This is a genomic window from Pseudobythopirellula maris, from assembly GCF_007859945.1.
In the GTDB taxonomy this organism is placed as follows: domain Bacteria; phylum Planctomycetota; class Planctomycetia; order Pirellulales; family Lacipirellulaceae; genus Pseudobythopirellula; species Pseudobythopirellula maris.
Genome location: NZ_SJPQ01000002.1, coordinates 656782 through 673893, shown reverse-complemented (window position 1 = coordinate 673893; position 17112 = coordinate 656782). Strand labels below are relative to the sequence as shown.

Annotated in this window: 12 protein-coding genes; 5 read left to right on the top strand and 7 right to left on the bottom strand. The window is 66.0% G+C overall.

The genetic code is table 11. From position 1 onward, the window contains the following. Window positions 1-73 precede the first annotated feature (73 nt). Complete coding sequence (locus Mal64_RS10425; RefSeq protein WP_146399828.1) at window positions 74-2440, bottom strand: outer membrane protein assembly factor BamB family protein; 2367 nt, start codon at window positions 2438-2440, stop codon at window positions 74-76. Window positions 2441-3080: 640 nt separating this feature from the next. Between Mal64_RS10425 and Mal64_RS10420 the strand changes: the two genes are divergently transcribed. Continuing rightward, window positions 3081-4025, top strand: coding sequence for a hypothetical protein (locus Mal64_RS10420; protein WP_146399826.1), 945 nt, complete (start codon window positions 3081-3083; stop codon window positions 4023-4025). Between the two features lie 127 nt (window positions 4026-4152). Here the strand turns inward: Mal64_RS10420 and Mal64_RS10415 are convergent, their stop codons facing one another. Next, window positions 4153-5010 carry a flagellar motor switch protein FliM gene (locus Mal64_RS10415; RefSeq protein ID WP_146399824.1) on the bottom strand — a complete coding sequence of 286 codons (858 nt, stop codon included), beginning with the start codon at window positions 5008-5010 and terminating at the stop codon, window positions 4153-4155. Between the two features lie 335 nt (window positions 5011-5345). On the opposite strand from Mal64_RS10415, the gene nadA reads away from it, so the two are divergent. Then, window positions 5346-6479 carry a quinolinate synthase NadA gene (gene nadA / locus Mal64_RS10410; RefSeq protein ID WP_146399822.1) on the top strand — a complete coding sequence of 378 codons (1134 nt, stop codon included), beginning with the start codon at window positions 5346-5348 and terminating at the stop codon, window positions 6477-6479. 123 nt (window positions 6480-6602) lie between these two features. Here the strand turns inward: nadA and Mal64_RS10405 are convergent, their stop codons facing one another. Continuing rightward, complete coding sequence (locus tag Mal64_RS10405; RefSeq protein WP_197525642.1) at window positions 6603-7835, bottom strand: oligogalacturonate lyase family protein; 1233 nt, start codon at window positions 7833-7835, stop codon at window positions 6603-6605. A gap of 17 nt (window positions 7836-7852) precedes the next feature. Further along, window positions 7853-10522, bottom strand: a complete 2670-nt coding sequence (locus tag Mal64_RS10400; protein WP_197525641.1) for a glycosyl hydrolase — start codon at window positions 10520-10522, stop codon at window positions 7853-7855. Window positions 10523-10787: 265 nt separating this feature from the next. Between Mal64_RS10400 and Mal64_RS10395 the strand changes: the two genes are divergently transcribed. The 3 genes from Mal64_RS10395 (at window position 10788) to Mal64_RS10385 (ending at window position 14792) form a co-directional block, all read left to right on the top strand. After that, entirely contained in the window at window positions 10788-12347 is a 1560-nt protein-coding gene (locus tag Mal64_RS10395; RefSeq protein ID WP_146399815.1) for an alpha-N-arabinofuranosidase, read from the top strand. Window positions 12348-12648: 301 nt separating this feature from the next. Continuing rightward, window positions 12649-13308, top strand: a complete 660-nt coding sequence (locus Mal64_RS10390; RefSeq protein ID WP_146399813.1) for a nucleotidyltransferase family protein — start codon at window positions 12649-12651, stop codon at window positions 13306-13308. Between the two features lie 47 nt (window positions 13309-13355). After that, window positions 13356-14792, top strand: coding sequence for an excinuclease ABC subunit UvrC (locus tag Mal64_RS10385; RefSeq protein ID WP_146399811.1), 1437 nt, complete (start codon window positions 13356-13358; stop codon window positions 14790-14792). 103 nt (window positions 14793-14895) lie between these two features. On the opposite strand, the gene Mal64_RS10380 is transcribed toward Mal64_RS10385, so the two are convergent. From Mal64_RS10380 to Mal64_RS10370, 3 genes are read right to left on the bottom strand one after another with little or no spacing between them, the layout of a single operon-like run. Further along, the gene (locus Mal64_RS10380; protein WP_146399809.1) at window positions 14896-15891 is read right to left on the bottom strand and encodes a hypothetical protein; all 996 of its coding nucleotides are present in this window, start codon (window positions 15889-15891) and stop codon (window positions 14896-14898) included. After that, window positions 15891-16307 (bottom strand): hypothetical protein, encoded by a 417-nt coding sequence (locus tag Mal64_RS10375; RefSeq protein WP_146399807.1) that lies wholly within the window; start codon window positions 16305-16307, stop codon window positions 15891-15893. Before Mal64_RS10375 ends, Mal64_RS10380 begins: the two co-directional genes overlap by 1 nt. Then, a complete protein-coding gene (locus Mal64_RS10370; protein ID WP_146399805.1) occupies window positions 16304-16849 on the bottom strand; it encodes an RNA polymerase sigma factor in 546 nt (181 codons plus the stop codon). Before Mal64_RS10370 ends, Mal64_RS10375 begins: the two co-directional genes overlap by 4 nt. Between the last annotated feature and the right edge of the window lie 263 nt (window positions 16850-17112).

The following is a 17112-nucleotide window of genomic DNA, read 5'->3' as shown; positions in this document are numbered from 1 at the left end:
TGGGAGAGGTCGGTCGCCGCCCGCCGTTATCGCGTGGCGGCGACTCGCTGTGGTTCGGTTCGCAAGAGGCGGCTCAATCGTTCGGCGTGACCTTGAGATTGTCGACGTAGAACTCGGCCTCTTTCGAGTCGCCAAACAGGCCCGGGGCCCCCTGGAGGTTCGGGGCCTCGTCGACGAACTCGAGCGTCCACTCGGCGGGCTCTTGCTCGTCACGCTTCCAGACCTTGCCGTAGACCTTGGCGCTGGCGCCGTCGTCGGCGGGCTCGACGCGGCACTTCATCGTGTACCACACGTGCGGCTCGAACTCCATCGCCACGGAGGCCTGGGCCCGCTCGGGGTGCGTGCACCAGCTGTAGAGGCGGGCCTCGCTGTTGGGGCCGAACAGAGTGAACGTGTAGCCGCTGTTGATCAGGCCGGCCGACGGCAGCTTGATCGGGTTGTCGGAAGCCGAGGGGTCGACGAACTCCGGCATGGCGTCGGGGCTGGCGGCCGACGATTCACCGGCGACGCCGGTTTGCATCTGCACGTCGGCTTGGACCGTGTAGTCCGCCAAGTCCGAGGGGCCCATCCACATCTGGCTGCGGGTGCCGAGTTTCGTGGTCGGCGCGCCGGGGCGGGTGGGCAGCTCGGTCGGCTTAGCGAGGTAGCCCTCGCCGTTCTCGTCGCGAGGCACGTAGCGGATGCGTCCGCCGACCCAGGTGAGCGGGGCCAGCTCGCCGTCATTGAAGTCGAAACTCCACGGCAACGGCGGCACGATCCGCACCCGGCCCTGGCCCTTGAGGTCGCCCATTGCAACGTTCACCAGAGCCGCCTTGTGCGGTGCGTTGGTGGGGGCGATGTAGCGGCCGTCGGGCGTGACCGAACCGGGGCCGTCGACGCTGAACGACACTTCACCACTCGACGCCTCGCGGAGGAACTCGCCCGTCGCGTTGTAGAGACGCACCGTGTAGGTCTGCTCTTCGCCGGGCGCGAGCAGCGTGTCCCAAGGCACAACCTGCATCTGGGCAGGCTCGCCGCTGGCGGTCGGAACGGGCCTCACCCCGTTGACCAGCCTTATGTCCAGCGAGGGCTCGACGCTCGGGTCGCCGATGCAGTACAGGTTGTCGGCCGTGGTCATGTAGATGCGGCCGTGCGAGACGATCGGCGAGGCGTTCACCTCTTCGCCACGGAGGCGGAGCTTCTGCAAGACCTCGACCCCATCGTCCGTGGGCTTGAGGATGTAGAACATCCCCTCGTTCGTGCAGGTGTAGATCTTGCCGTCGGCGTAGATCGGCGAGCCCCGCATCGCGCGGCCCAAGGCCTTGCGGGTGATCCGCTCGCCCGTTTTGGCGTCGTAGACAAACAGCTTGGCGCGGTCGTCCATGGCGTAGATGCGGCCGCCCACGGCGATCGGCGAGCTCTTGCCGACCATCGCCTGCGGTACGATCCACTCCTCGTCGCCGAGCTCCAGGGCGCCCTGCTTCGTGCCGTCGATCGCGACGAAGGCGCCCATCGTCGTGCCAACGATGTTCTCCTCGCTGTGACCGGTGTAGACCATGCCGTTGGGCGTGACCAGCGGCGAGACGTTCAGCCCTCGTCGCGAGATGGGGTAGTTCCAGAGCGTCTTGCCGGTGCCGGCCTGCATGGCCCACACGGCGCCATCGCCCGAACCGAAGACCAGCGCCCTCTGGCCATTGAGCACCGCCGGCGTGGGCGAGCTGTAGGTCGTGTCGTAAGGGATGAGACGCGTGCCGCTGAGCCAGCGCATCTCGCCCGTCGCCTTGTCGAAGGCCATGAACCGATGCGCGGGCTTGGCCATGAGCCCCCATTGCGGCGTGTCGCCCCAGCCGATCACCACCGCGCTGATGATGACCGTGTCGTCGTGGATCAGCGGGAAGTTGGTCCGGCCGCCGTAGGTCGAGAGCAGGCCAAATTCCTCGTGCAGGCTGCGGTCCCAAACGACCTCGCCCGAGTCGCCCTCGAGGCAACAGAAGTAGCCGCACACGCCCTGGGCGTATACGCGGCCCGTGGCGGGGTCGCCCACCACGCTCGACCAGCCGACGCGCGTGTCGGGCACGTCGGAGAGGTAGACGTTGAAGCGGTATTCCCAGAGGACTTTGCCGGTGGCGGCGTCTGCGCAAACAACCTTCTCGCCCTCGAGCTCCGTGCCGGGCTGGTCGCGGGTGAGCGTGTAGAGCTTGCCGTTCATCACGATCGGGGTCGATCGCCCGCCGAGCTCGTCGCTCTTCCAGAGCAGGTTGCTCCCTTCCCCCCCCTTGGGGTCCCACTCGTCCACGAGCCCGACCTCGTCCGACACGCCGTTGCCGTGCGGACCGCGCCACAGGGGCCAATCCATCGGATCGGCGGCCCGGGCGGGCGAGGGGAGGGCGACCAGGGCCGTTGCGGCTACCAAGATCGCGGAGCAAAAAGTCGAAGCGACGCCGTGTTGCGAGTGGGTCATCTAGCGATCGATAGGGAAATGTTGATGCGGAGGGGGGTAAGCCGCAAGCACGCTCGCTCCCGCGAACGACCCCACGAAAAGGGTAGCCGCGCTGCGGGGGGCCGGCGCTCACCGCGGGCTCGATGCCCGCAAGTGGCGGCTCTCAAAGGATATCAGTGTCGTGGTCGTGCGGCCAATCGCGCCGAGGCAGGAGTGTTACTTCCGTTACAATCGGACCACCTTTCCGAGGCCGGATTCTTTGCGCCACAGTCGTCGTAAACCATTTGTGGGAAAACGCTTGCGACACTCAAGCGGTCTTTTCCAGCTCGCCGATAGGTTGGGTGTCGCGACCTGTGATGGCAGCGACATACCGCGTCAACCCGCCGGCCGGATTGAATCGAGTCAAGGAGTGACTCGACTGGCGTTGACGCTCCCCCCCCGTGCCCATTCCCCCCCCTCGGGCCGAACGAAAACTCCGACTGCCTCCCGGCACTTTTAAGTGCCCTTTACGTTGGCAAACGCCTCTCGGGTCGCAAACCGAGGGACCGCGGCCACGCGGCTAGCGTGGAGCGGCATCGCGCGTTGCCGGAAGTCAGTCAGGGCGATTGCGCGGCGTGCCCGAGAACGGAATTGGAACGGTGACCTAAGGAGAGATGGACAGATGAAGTGGAACCTCTTTGGAGCGCTGATGCTGAGCGTTTCGTTGGCGAGCCAGAGCTTCGGCGGCGGCTTGCTCGACGGATTGCACGGCGGATGCTCCTCTTGTTGTGAGCCCAGCTGCTGTGCAGACCCCAGCTGTTGTGCTGATCCTAGCTGCTGTGCCGACGACGGTTGCTGCGGCGACGGTTGCTGCGAGCCGAGCTGCTGTGCCGACCCGAGCTGCGGTTGCGACACGGGTTGCTGTGACCCCTGCTGCAAGAAGCCGTGCCTGCTCGACAAGCTGTTCGGTGGCCTGAAGCACAAGGGCTGCTGCTCTTCGTGCTGCGAGCCGAGCTGCTGTGCCGACCCCAGCTGCTGTGCGACCGACGCCGGCTGCTGTGGCGATGGCTGCTGCGAGCCGAGCTGCTGTGCCGATCCGAGCTGCGGTTGCGACACGGGTTGCTGTGACCCCTGCTGCAAGAAGCCGTGCCTGCTCGACAAGCTGTTCGGTGGCCTGAAGCACAAGGGCTGCTGCTCTTCGTGCTGCGAGCCGAGCTGCTGTGCCGACCCCAGCTGCTGTGCGACCGACGCCGGCTGCTGTGGCGATGGCTGCTGCGAGCCGAGCTGCTGTGCCGACCCGAGCTGCGGTTGCGACACGGGTTGCTGTGACCCTTGCTGCAAGAAGCCGTGCCTGCTCGACAAGCTGTTCGGTGGCCTGAAGCACAAGGGCTGCTGCTCTTCGTGCTGCGAGCCGAGCTGCTGTGCTGACCCCAGCTGTGGCTGCGAGCCCTCGTGTGGCTGTGGCAACTGCGGTTGCGGTTCGGCCCCGGCGTCTTCGCCGGTTTCGGCGCCCTCGCCGGTTGAGGTCGAGGAGGAAGCGGCCCCGATGCCGCCCGCTCCGATGGCCGATCCGAACGCGGCCGTTGGCCGTCAGCGTGACGTCGTCCGCGCCAGCTTCTTCAACTGAGCTGGTGTGACAGAGAGTTGCTAAACAAAACCGCCCGGGAACGACTTGTTCCCGGGCGGTTTTTTTGTGCGCTGTCCGGACATGCCGCACGGCAGAAACGCCGAGCCGAACGCGGTTAGTGTGGGCGTCAGCCGGTGACTTTCAGGTAGCGCTCGTCCGGCATGACGATGTCGCTGACCCGCAGGCCGAAACGCTCGCCCACTTTCACCGCGCTGCCGACCGCGACCGGCTGGTCGTCGGCGGTCAGCTCCAGCAGCCCATCGCATGGCTTGTCGAACGAAATGATGGCGCCGGGCGTGAGCGACAAGATGTCGTCGATGCTCTGCCGTTTAGACGCCAGGGTGACCGTCAGCGGCACTTTGATTTGCAGCATGCTGACGCTGTACGGCGGCAACTCGCGATAGTCGCGCGGGTGCGGCCGCGCAGCAGGGCGGGCGTCGCTGGCGGGAGCCGCCTCGTCGGCGGCAGGTTTGTCGCTCGTGGGCCAGAAATCGGCGGGTTTTTGCAGCGGCCAAACGAGGCTCAGCTGGCCGAGTGTTTCGCCCGACGCGACCTCTATCGAGACGAGCTTGGACCCTCGGACCGGGGCGCCGCGGGTGAGCGCCGCCGCTAGGTCTTCGACCCACTCGCAGCGAGTCCCATCCGCCGCCAGCGAGTCGGGCCTCAGCAACGCGCCGAGCTCCTCACCCAAGGCCTGGAGTTTGCTAGCACCCGCCGGGTCGGGCGCCGAGAGCCAGTCGGGCAACAGCCCCTCGGCTGCCGGCAGCAACACCGCCGCGCCGCTCTCGCCGCAGGTGAACACCACCGCCAGCCCGGGACCGTCGATCCCCGAAGGCAACGCCTCCGGGTCGTGGTCGACCGGTTCGGCCGCCTTGAGCACGAATTCGCCGTCGAACGCCCGCGATATCGCTTCGCTCGCTTTCTCGGCGTTGGCCTGGCAGGCGGCGAAGATCTCCGGAGCGAGTTCGGGGGTGAGGTCCGACATACAGGGGTGTTGGGGGGAGCGAGGATTCAAGGAGTGCTAGCGGCGTGCAGTGGGCTATGGTGCACGCCCTTGGCTACCTATCGGCCTTCCCGACCGGCAAACTTTGCCCAGTCCCTAAGGGGCCCATTCCCTAAGGGGCCCATTCCCTAAGGGGCCATTCCCTAAGGGGCCTGCCCCCGGGGCAACCGCTTCCAGGGAACCTGGTCCCTGGGGGGACTTTGCTAGCCCCCGCACTAAACCGCCTGCTAGCGGACGATCCCCCCGCCGGGGGCTGTCGCGTATAATTGTGCGGTTCTCTCCTTTGCCTTACGCTTGCCCTCCGAACCCCTGCTTTCATGCCCACCACCGCCGCCCCCTCGCCCGACGTCAAAGCCTACAAGTCGCTCTCGAACGACGAGCTCCGCGACCGCATCCAGGCGGTCCGCGACTCGCTCGGCGAGCGGCTCTTGATCCTCGGCCACCATTACCAGCAGGACGAGGTGATCGAGCTCGCCGACCTGACGGGCGACAGCTACAAGCTCAGCCAGCTGGCCGCCGGCAGCGACGACTGCCGGGTGATCGCCTTCTGCGGCGTCCACTTCATGGCCGAAACGGCCGACATCCTCGCCAACCGCCCCGAGAAACTCGCCGAGCGTGGCGGCGAGCGGGTCCGGGTGATCCTGCCCGACATGGCCGCCGGCTGCTCGATGGCCGACATGGCCGCGATCGACCAGATCGAGGACGCCTGGGACCAACTGTCCGAGGTGATCGACACCGAGCGGCTGATCCCGGTCACGTACATCAACTCGGCCGCCAGCCTCAAGGCGTTCGTCGGCCGCCACGGCGGCATCGTCTGCACGAGCTCCAACGCGCGGGCGGCGATGGAGTGGGCCTACGAGCGGGGCGACCGGGTGATGTTCTTCCCCGACCAGCACCTGGGTCGCAACACCGCGCTCGGCATGGACATCAGCGACGAGCAGATGCCGGTCTGGGACCCGTACGCCCCCGACCTCGGCGGCAGCACCGAAGAGCAGCTGCAGTCGTCGAAGGTGATCCTCTGGAAGGGCCACTGCAGCGTCCACCAGATGTTCAAGGCCGAGCACGTGGCGATGTTCCGCAAGCAGCACCCGGGCATCAAGATCTTGGTCCACCCCGAGTGCCCGCGCGAGGTGTTCGAGCTCGCCGACGAGTCGGGCAGCACCGGCGCGATCATCCAGGCGGTCGAATCGGCCCCCGCCGGAACCAAATGGGCAATCGGCACCGAGCTGCACCTGGTGAACCGCCTGAAGCAGGATCACCCGGAGCAGGAGATCCACTTCCTGTCGCCCGTCGTCTGCATGTGCGCGACGATGTACCGCATCGACCTGGCGCACTTGTGCTGGACGCTAGAAAACTACGCCGCGGGCAACCCGCTCAACGTGATCGCGGTGGACGAGGAGACGGCGAAGTGGAGCCTGGTGGCGCTGGAGCGGATGCTAGAGGTCAGGTAATCATTCCTGTCACGCGGCCCGACGACCGTAGGTCGTCGGCTACATGCACGCCCGTACCGCTAATCTAGCATGAGGGCAATAGCCGACGACCTACGGTCGTCGGACGGCAGCACGCTCGATTCATCACCGCTCCAGATCGATCGCGTAAACATGCGTCGGCCCGTGCATGTTCGAGCGGAAGATGATCCGTTGCTGGTCCGGCGTGAAGTGGGCGTTCGGCTCGAGGCCGTAGTCGTGATCCTTGAGGTTCGCCAAACGCGTCGACTTGAGGCGGTCGCCGTCGGGCTCGAACAGGTAGATCCAGTGCCCGTCGGGCGAGCCGGCGACGCTCCCCTCCGAGCCGCCGTCGCCGACAAAGATGGTTTGGTCGGGCGAGATGTTGTAGTGGACCGACCACTCGTGCCGCTCGTGCTCGTAGCGCGTTTCTTTGCCGGTCGCCAGGTCGTAGCCGGTGAGGTAGAAGGTCTCGCCGCGGGGGATCTGCAGGTCGAACCAGATCGTCTTGCCGTCGCGGCTCCAGAACTCGTGGCCGGCGATCTCGCGGTGGACGGTGCGCTCGTGGATCGGCTGCACCTCGCCGGTCGAGATGTCCATGTTCCAGATCCTTTGGACCATGTGCCAATGCCCCTCGTGGCAGAACGAAAGCTTGTTGGGGTCGGTCGGTGAGAACTGTTGGTGATTGAGCCAGGCGTTGTCCTCGTGGATCACCTTGATCTCGCCCGAGGTTGTGTCGATCGTGAACATCGTGTTCGGCAGCTTGGCCTCGTAGATCACGCCGAAGTAGCTGCTCTTCTTGGGGTGCTTCTCGTAGATCTCCTTGATGCCGTCGGCGTACACGGCCACGATCAGCGAGTTGTCGGCGTTCACGCTGCGGATGCTGCCGGGCAGGTCCTCGGGCAGCTCGACCACGAGGCGCGACTCGCCGCTGTCGACATTGACTGCTAGCACACGGCGACCGGCTTGGCAGTAGGCCGTGCGGGCCTCGGCCGCGACGATCTCGCCCCGCACGCCGCCCGGCTCGTCGGTCAACTGACGCACGTTGCGAGTGCGGAGGTTCATCACGAACAGCTGCCTTGCAGGACCTCCTTTGTTGCCGTCGTCTTCATCGCCGTCCTCGGGCTCGGCGCCGTAGAAGACCATCAAGTCGTCGCCACCATCCACCGCCGGCACGAACGGGTTGTTGTGGAAGTAGAACGAGCGGTTCTCTCCCTCACGCGTCGTGAGCCGGTGAATCCGGTAGCCGGTGTCGGGGTCGGTCCACTCGAGCGGCGGCTCGTCGGCGGCTCGAGCGAGACTCGTCAGCGAGACCAGCGGCGCCGCCGCAATCAGGGCGATTAGCAAGAGGGGAAAACGCATAGCAGTAGGATTCATGTTCACTGTCCGATGGGGGTCAACGTGACCGGACCCAGCAGGCCCGCGTCGCGTACGGGCCAGTCCGAGGCGTCGAACGGCTTGTAATTGATCGTGACGAAGTTGATATCTTTGAATATCCGCCACTCGACGCCGCGGCGATCGAGGTCGCGCACCCGGTTCGATGCGACGTTCGTCACCTCGACCCGCAGCTCGTTGCCGGTCGGCTTCAGGCCCGCAACGCGCCAGCGGAAGGGCGATGCGAACCGCACGCCGAGATCCTCGCCGTTGAGCACCAGGCGGGCGCTGTCGGCGACCTCGCCAAGGTCGAGGTCGAACGTCTCTTCGCCCGCCGGGGCGTCGAACGTGGTTGTGTAGGCCGCCGTGCCGGCGAAGCGCTCCGCGTCGCCCCCCTGCCCCGTCCACGAGTCGAGCGTCGCGGTCGTGTACGAGTCCGGCAAGGCGGGGCCGCCGGCGGCGAACTCGACACGCCACTCGCCGTCGATCGGCTCCGGCGCCTGCTCGGCGTCGCGGTAGACCCAGTCCTCGTCGCACGCGGCGCCGGGGCGGACGAACGCCGTCTCGCCCGGTTCGAGCTGCACGGCGACTTGTCCCGAGGCGATTTTAGCCGCGCCGATCTCTCCGGTGACCGGGTCCATCAGCACGGCCGACTCGCACGGCGAGCTGAGCTCGATCGCGCCGTCGAACGCCTCTTCGCCTTGATTGGCGAGGAAGTAGCAAGGCCCATCCGCGAGCTCACGGCGGACGAACTGCAAACCGCTTCCCGCGACGAACGGCTCGCGTCGCACGCCGGCGTCGCCGAGCAGCGAGGCGAGGTCGGCCGAGGTCGGCGCGTCTGACAGCTTGGCCAGCACCGCGTCGAACACCTCCTGCTCACCGGTCGGCATGAACCCGGGCGGCGAGGTCGGCTTGGCTTCGAGGAACAGCACCTTGCAGCCGGCGGCCGAGAGCTTGGCGAGCTTGTTGAGAGTAGCGGTCGGCATCAGCTCGGCGTGCGGCACGAGCACGGCTTGGTACGAGCCCCCTGCGGCGACGATTTCGCCCTCTTCGGCGCGGCAGCCTTCAAGCAGCGCGTCGCTGACAAAATCGTAAGCGTAGCCGTTCGCGTCGAGCCACTCCGACGCCTTGCCGATCGGCTTCTTGAACAGCCAAACGTGGGCGTTGTGCACCGTGAGCGGCATCCGCAGGTTGCCCGCGTGGGCGTTTTCGGCCCCGGTGCTCCAGGCGTCGTGCACCGGCCAGTAGACCAGCAGGTCGTTGTCGGGCTCGCCCGCCTGCAGCAGCGATTGGCAACGCCCGACGTACTTGTTCAGCGCCGGGAAGTCGCGCCACAGCGGGTTCTGCGGGTTGAGCTGCGTCGACGCGTAGAACACCCAGCCGGGCCAACTCGCGTCTTCGGGCGAGTAGGCCGTGCCGTGGTAGATGATGTGGTTGATCCCGGAGATCAGCTGCCGGTCGACGATCTCTTTGACCTGCCCGAGATCGACCGTAAAGTGCTCGGCGAGCCACGTGGCGGTTTCGCTCGAAACCAGCCGCCTGCCCGCCAGGTGGGCGGCCGAACTGGCGAAGCGGAACAACGCCGGCCGCCCGTCGCCCCCTTCGAGCCGGCCGAAGCTCTCGGTCTCGGGGATGTCAGCCATGGCGTACAGGTCGAGCCAGTTGCCCGGCGACCCATGGGCCTGGTTGCGGGCCAACTGGCCCTTGCTGTGCGACCACTCGATCCACGGTTTGATCAGTGCGTCGCGCACCAGGTCCGACATCGTCTCGCGGTAGTCGCACCGCACGCGCGCCACCGCGTCGAGGTCGTCCGATTCGCCGGAGAGCTCGAGAAGATGCTGCTCGAGCGGGTAGCCGCGCCGCTCTTGAAACTCCTGCAAGAAGTCGTCCGACCAGCTGCCGTTGTACTCGTACGAGTCGTGGAACGACGCGCGGATCTTGCCCTCAGGAAGCTTGTCGACGCTCTCGCCAAACGCCGCCAAGAAGTTCTCGACCGAACGCCGCGAGTAAGGATTGATGTTGAGCCCCGAGCCGCCGGGGCCGGCGCGCTTGACCCGTTCGCCCGAGAGCCGCATGCCCACGGCCGCCACGCGCCATGACCCGCCCGCTGGGACGGTCCACTCGAGGACTCCCTCGTCGCTGAGCCGGTCGGTCAGGTCGATCGTCTTGCCGTCGGCGCCGTAAGCCACCACCGCCTGCGGCGGCAGGCCGCGCTTCGGCGTGGCCTGAGAGTAGTCTTTCTCGAAAGCCTTGCCCGACGAGACCTCGTCGGTCAGCACGTACACCTCCGCGTTGCCGTCCTCGCGGGCGACGCTCGGCCCGCCCATCCGCCAACCGGAGCCGGGCGGCAGGTCGACGATCATGCCGAGCCGCTCGGCTTCGTCCAAGGCGTGCGTAACCACCTCGACCCAGCGGTCCGATTCGTAGTCGATCTCGCGCGACTCGTCCTCGCCGTTGACGCCGTAGAGGCATGTGATCTCGACCCCGCCGAGGCCAGACGCGTCGTATTCTTCCAGCAGTCGCGTGAGATTCGCTTCGTCCACGGCCGAGCCGTGCCACCACCAGCGCGACCACGGCTTCGACTCGGCGGTCGGCTCGGGCCAGGTCGGCTCGGCGGCCTGAGCGGCGGCCACAAGCATCGCGCTGACGATCAGCGCAAGAAAAGCACGTGTCATAGGGGTGAACCTAAGCTGAGTGGGATAAGCAATTCCCGCCACGGAGATTTCAGGGGCAGGTTTCGAAAAGCTGAATTTCATGCATAATAACTGACGCTTAGCGCGCTGGGTACCTGCGACGCAGGGTGTTCTCGTGCTTTGTGGAGCGGCTCTGTGAGCCTGAGTACGATGCAGGTGCTCCTGGCGATCGCCGCCGCCCCCCTCTTCTCCGAATCCGACTCTTCTATTCTCACTCAGACTCCTCAACAGCAGGGCAATCAAAACGATGGGTGACCTTCTTTTCCGTCTCTTAGCAACCTCATGCCTGCTGATCGCCGCGAACCTCGCGTCCGCCGAGTCGCTCAGCGCCTCGGCCAAGGTCGACGCCGCGGGCGACGAGGGGCGGATCAGCCGCCATCTCTACGGCCACTTCGCCGAGCACCTCGGCCGCTGCATCTACGACGGCATCTGGGTAGGCCAGGACTCTTCGATCCCGAACACGCGCGGCATGCGCAACGACGTGGTCCAGGCGCTCAAGGACCTGAGCATCCCCAATCTCCGCTGGCCGGGCGGCTGTTTCGCCGATGACTACCACTGGCGCGACGGAATCGGGCCTAAGGGCGAACGTCCCAAGCGGATCAACATGCATTGGGGCCAGGTGATCGACACGAACGCCTTCGGCACTCACGAGTTCATGGACCTTTGCGAGCAGATCGGCGCCGACGCCTACCTGGCCGGCAACGTTGGCAGCGGCACGCCCCAGGAGATGCGTGACTGGATCGAGTACCTCACCTTCGACGGCGACAGCGAGTTGGCGAACGAGCGCCGCAAGAACGGCCGCGACAAACCGTGGAAGGTCCCCTTTTTCGGTGTCGGCAACGAGAACTGGGGATGCGGCGGCAACATGCGCCCCGAGTTCTACGCCGACCTCTACCGCCAGTACGCCACGTTCTGTCGCAGCTGGAGCGGCAACCGCATGACGCTCGTCGCCTGCGGACCCAACGGCCTCGACGCCAACTGGAGCAAGGTGATGGCCGACCGCGTCGGTCGCGGCATGCGGGCGATGTCGCTCCATTACTACACGGTTTACCCGAGCTGGCGCGACAAGACTCCGGCCACCGGTTTTGGCGAAGACGAGTGGGCCGCCATCCTCAGCGAGTCGCTGCGCATGGAGGAGGCCATTGGCAATGTCGAGAAGGAGTTCGACCGGGTCGACCCTAACAAGCGGATCGACATCTACGTCGATGAGTGGGGCGCGTGGTACGCCGGCGAGCCCGGCACACCCGGCTACGCGCTGTACCAGCAGAACTCGCTCCGCGACGCGCTGCTGGCGGCCCAAACGCTGCACATCTTCCACGAGCACAACGAGCGCGTGACGATGGCCAACATCGCCCAGGTCGTGAACGTGCTGCAGGCGATGATCCTCACCGAGGGGGACAAGATGCTGCTCACCCCCAGCTACCACCTGTTCGAGATGTACAAGGTGCACCACGACGCCACGCGGCTGCCGCTTCAGCTCGATTCGCCCGAGTACGAGCACGGCGACCGCGAGATGCCGGCGCTGAGCGTATCGGCCTCCCGCGACTCGGAGGGCGTTGTGCACGTGTCGATCTCGAATGTCCACCCGCGCGAGGCGGTCGAGCTGGAGTGCGAGATCGAGGGCCTCGCCGACGGCGCCAAGGTCACCGGCCGGGTCCTCACCGCCGAGGAGCTCGACGCCCACAACACGTTCGACGAGCCGGAGAATGTGAAGCCGTCGGCGTTCGACGGCGCCTCGCTCGACGGCGACGAGCTGAAGGCGACGATCCCGCCGCGTTCGGTGGTGGTGCTGCGGCTGGCGCCGTGATGCGGCTTCCAATCGGAAGCAGCTCGTATGCAATGCGGTATATTCCCCTCCCCGGAAGGGGGAGGGGCTAGGGGAGGGGGCAGAACCCTGGTACCCGGCGCGCCTCCTCCTCTAACCCCTCCTCTTTAAGGAGGAGGGGGATCTTCTTGGCAACTCACTATCTAGTTTGTATAGGTACCGGGCCAAAGGCAGCGGCCAATCGACCGACTGCCTCAAGGAGGTCGGCCGATTCCCGTTCGCGCCACTGTCTCGGCTGGGCTATAATTGAGACATGGCCAGCCCCCCTGCCAATCGTGACCCTGTGAGCATCGCCGAGACGGTTGTCTGCGGCGTGGCGTTCGATCCTAAAAACGGTGAGCGAGTCGCCCGCATGGACCTCAATCGCCTCTACGCCACGGTCGGTCGGCTGTTCGACCTGCTGGATGAACGCGGCGTGGATTACGTGCTCGCCGGCGGCGTCGCGATGCTCTCCTACGTCGAGGGCCGCAACACGCAGGACATCGACTTGGTGCTTTCCCGTGCAGACCTCGACCGGTTGCCCGAGCTGCGGGTCGAGGAGATCAACGAGCGGTTCGCGCGCACCTGGCTGGACGACCTACGGGTCGACGCCCTGTTCAGCGACAACGAACCGTTCAAGACCGTGGCCATGGAGCACGTCACGAAGAAGCCCTACTTCGAGCGCGAAGTACACTGTGCATCCGAAGAGGGCATGCTATTGATGAAGCTCTTTGCGATCCCATCGCTCTATCGCCAAGCCCGCTTCGACCGCATCGATGTGTACCAGAGTGATTTGACTGGCTTGCTGAGGCTTCGCAAAGGCGTCTCGGACAGTGTCTGGCGGAAGCTATCACGCATCATGCTGGAATCCGACATCGCGGAGCTCCGCAAGATCGTCGCCGATATCGAACAAAAGATCGCCGAGGGTGGCGACCGCTTCGGCAGCGTCCCAGGTGACGGCTGAACACTATCGCCCTTCTCTCCCGGGGCCCCCCGCGCTAAGCTTCTTGTATGCCGGATCAAGAAGCCAACAACGCCGAGGCGCCCGAGCCGATCGTCCTCGAGACCACGCCCGACGGCGCCGCCGTTGGCGATGAGGCCGCCGACGATCGCCCCTTGCCCAAGACCCAGGCCGAGTTCTTCGAGCGCGCCCGGGAGAAGGTCCGCAGCAAGTTCCCCAAGACGCCCGGCGTTTACCTCTTCCAGGACGAGAAGGGACGGGTCCTCTACGTCGGCAAGGCGAAGAACCTGCGGGCCAGGGCCGGCAGCTACTTCCTCAAGGCGGCCGCCGAAGACCCCCGCACGATGGGGCTCGTCAAAGCGGCGTACGAAATCGACTACCTCGACGCCGAGTCGGAGGTCGACGCGCTGCTGATGGAGTCGCGGCTGATCAAGGACATCCTGCCGCGCTTCAACCGCGACCTGCGCGACAACAAGTCGTTCCCCTACCTGCAGATCACCACCCACGAAGACTTCCCCCGGGTCGAGATCACCCGCGAGCCGAAGTCGTCGTCGGCCAAGTTGTACGGCCCGTTCACGAGCGTCGGCGCCTTGCGCGGCGCCCTGCAGGCTCTGCAGAAGGCGTTCAAGTTCCGCACCTGCTCGCTCGACATCGAGGATGGCGACGAGCGCTGGCGCTGGTTCCGGCCCTGCCTGTTGGCGTCGATCGACCAGTGCACGGCGCCGTGCAACCTGCGGGTGTCGAAGGAGGACTACCGCAAAGACATCGCCCGGCTGCGGACCTTCCTCGAAGGGGGCCGCAAGAAGCTGCTCAAGGAGATGCGTGAGGAGATGGCGCTCGCCTCCAAGGAACTCAAGTTCGAGAAAGCCGCCAAGCTGCGCGACGAGATCAACGCCCTCGAGCGGCTCAAGGAGCGCGGCGACCTGGAGGAGCACGAGCAGCCCGAGGTGTTCTACGTCGACCCCAAGAAGGGCGTGACCGGCTTGCAGAAGGTGCTCGGCCTGGCCGAGCCGCCGCGGGTGATCGAGGGGGTCGACATCGCCCACCTCGGCGGCGGCGAGACCGTGGCCTCGCTCGTGCGGTTCATCGACGGCATGCCGTTCAAGCCGGGCTACCGGCGGTTCCGCATCCGCGAGGTCGACGGCGTGGACGACTACGCCAGCATCCGCGAGGTCGTCTCGCGCCGCTACGGCGGGCTGAAGGAGATGGACGAGATCTTCCCCGACCTGCTGCTGATCGACGGCGGCAAGGGCCAACTCGCCAAGGGGATGGAGGCGTTCGAGCAACTCGGCGTGGCGCCGCCCACGACGGTGATCTCGCTCGCCAAGAAGGAGGAACTGGTCTACCGCCCCGGCGAGAGCGAGCCGCTGAGGCTGAGCCGCCACGCGTTCGCCCTCAGGCTGCTGCAGTACGTCCGCGACGAATCGCACCGCTTCGCCCAGCACTACCACCACCTGCTGCGGAGCAAGCGGACGCTGGGCGAGTGAGCCTCCGGCTCGATTCGTGAGTCATAAGAAGCGGCTGTGTCCGCGGTTGTTGCACCGCAGGAGCCCCGCAAGCGCCACAAGGACTGCCTGCCGTTCTTGCGATCTATTCCTCGACAATGTCGTGAGGCCGGCGGCTCGAGCCGCCGGAGCCGACGAGCCAGGGCCCCGGCTCCCTCGTGAGCTTCTGTTCGATGAGCTGGAGTGTGTGCGGCGAGGCTGCGGTCTCCTCGCCGCTCAGCAAGCGGTCGCGATACTTGGTGAGTGCTTCACGCATTTCCGCGTAGGTTTGGGCCGGCTCCTTCCAGCGGACCCATACCCGGTAGGGGCCACCCTCGATCAATTGGGAATCGTCGCCGTTGGTCACACGGACGATTTCGATCTCGTCGCCATCGGGGTGGGTGATCGTGATGCAGCCGTCTTGCAGCCGTCCCCATGGCTTAGCGTTCTTGATGCGGTGCAGCGAGAATTCGATGTTGGCTAAGTCGTTGATCTGGATCCAGGTCATCTGTGTCGAGGTGACCTGCATCCGTCCCACCAAGGTTTTGTCGTTGAGGACGACACGCGAGCGGTGGAAGTTCAGCTTGTAGAGTTTGTCGGTCACCTCTCGGAACGACAGCGGGGTGATCCTCTGCTCGACTACCTGGGGCGTCAGGTCGAGCCGATAGGTGCGGCCGTCGCTGTCCGATCCAAGATCGATCGACGTAGGCCGCAGGTCGGTGAGGTCGATACGCTGCCGCCTCACTGCCGGCTCGTCGTCTGGTCCGGCTTTGTCGCCGTTCTTGTCGCTGCCTGATTCAGATTGGGTCCCCTCGGAGCTAAAAGTCAGGTTGGCGTAGAGCCTGCCGCCCTCGTGCGTGGGCTTGATCTCGATTTCCTGGGAGGCGTCCGCGATCGGCGACGAGATACCGAAGCTGGAGCCGGGCGATCCCGAGCCGCCGCCATGCGAGCGGTAAGAATCGAGCAGGCGGTCGGCGCCGAGCGACGAGACCTTCACTTGGACGCTGTAGTACCGATAGAAATCGTCCTTGTTGGCAGCCTGGCAAGCCGCGCCTCCCGCTAGGCCTAATAGAGCGATGCACGCCGCGGTTCTTATAATCATCAGAGTTCTCCTGTGCGTTGAACTGTCCAAGCGTTGCGTTCCAAGGCGAGCGTTTCGATCGAGTCGATGTAGTGGTGGCTGACGGTCCAGTCCCATTGGCCCGAGGGATCGCCGCCGCCCAACGGTTGTCGCGCCAGCGTGGCGGGCGCCGTGTCGGGATCGGCGAGCGTTTCCACACCTCTGGGCCACAAGGCGGATGCCGTGGCGGCCACGAGCAACGTCGCAGCCGCCACGGCCGCCGGCAGGGGCACGGCAATCGATTGGCGCCACCAAGGCGCTGCGGGCTCCGGCGACAACGCCCGGCGGACCGCCGCCCGGTTGGCCGAGCGAACCGACTCCGGCGGGCTTGCGTCGCAGAAAGGCGCCAGGGCCTCTTCGATCGATTGGTCGATCCGCTTCTCTTCGGGTTCGTTCATGGCGATGGGGTTGAGGGCTGAAGGAGGGCCGCCAGGCGGTGGCGGCCACGGTGCAGGCGGCTCTTGATCGTCCCGAGCGGCTCGCCGATCGCCGCGGCCACCTCGGCAAGGGGCATCTGTTCGACGTAGTGCATCAGCAGGGCGTCGCGGGTCGGTGGATCGAGCGAGCGGATCGCCCCGATCAGCCGGGCGTGCTCGTCTTGCGACTCAGCGACCGCGGCCGGGGTCGGACGGGGATCGGCCTTTTCTTCCGCGGAATCGAGCGGCGCCGCAGGCCGAGCCCGCGCTCGCCAGCTACGCCGAAGCACGTTCCGGGCGACCGCGAAGACAAACGGCCGGAGTTGCCTGTCGCCGCCCGACATCTTTGGCATGGCGCGGACCAGTTCGCTGAAGCAATCGACCGACTGCTCGCCGGCGAGCTGGGCGTCGCCGTGTGAGGCTAAAAAGTATCGGTACAGCGGGGTCTCGAATCGCTTGACGAGCGTCTCGAAGGCGAGCCCATCGCCACAACGGAGGCCGGAGACAAGCTGGTCGTCGGCCATTTCCGGGCTCTTCCGTTCATAGTCGTCGGGGGCAATCAGGGCGCCGGTCTGACGGGCTCCCCAGAACGGCGCCTCCGAGAAAACTTGGCCCGGACGGCCCGCTGACCAGTAGGCTCGCAATAAGAAGAGCCATCAAACGCCCGAGAGGTTGCCAATCCCGGAGCGATTTCCGCCCGATTCTAACCGACTGCCGCTGTGTGGCAGCACGCGGCCGGCGTGCGTAGGGGCATAAAAAACCACGCCCTTGCGGGCGTGGTGGGGGA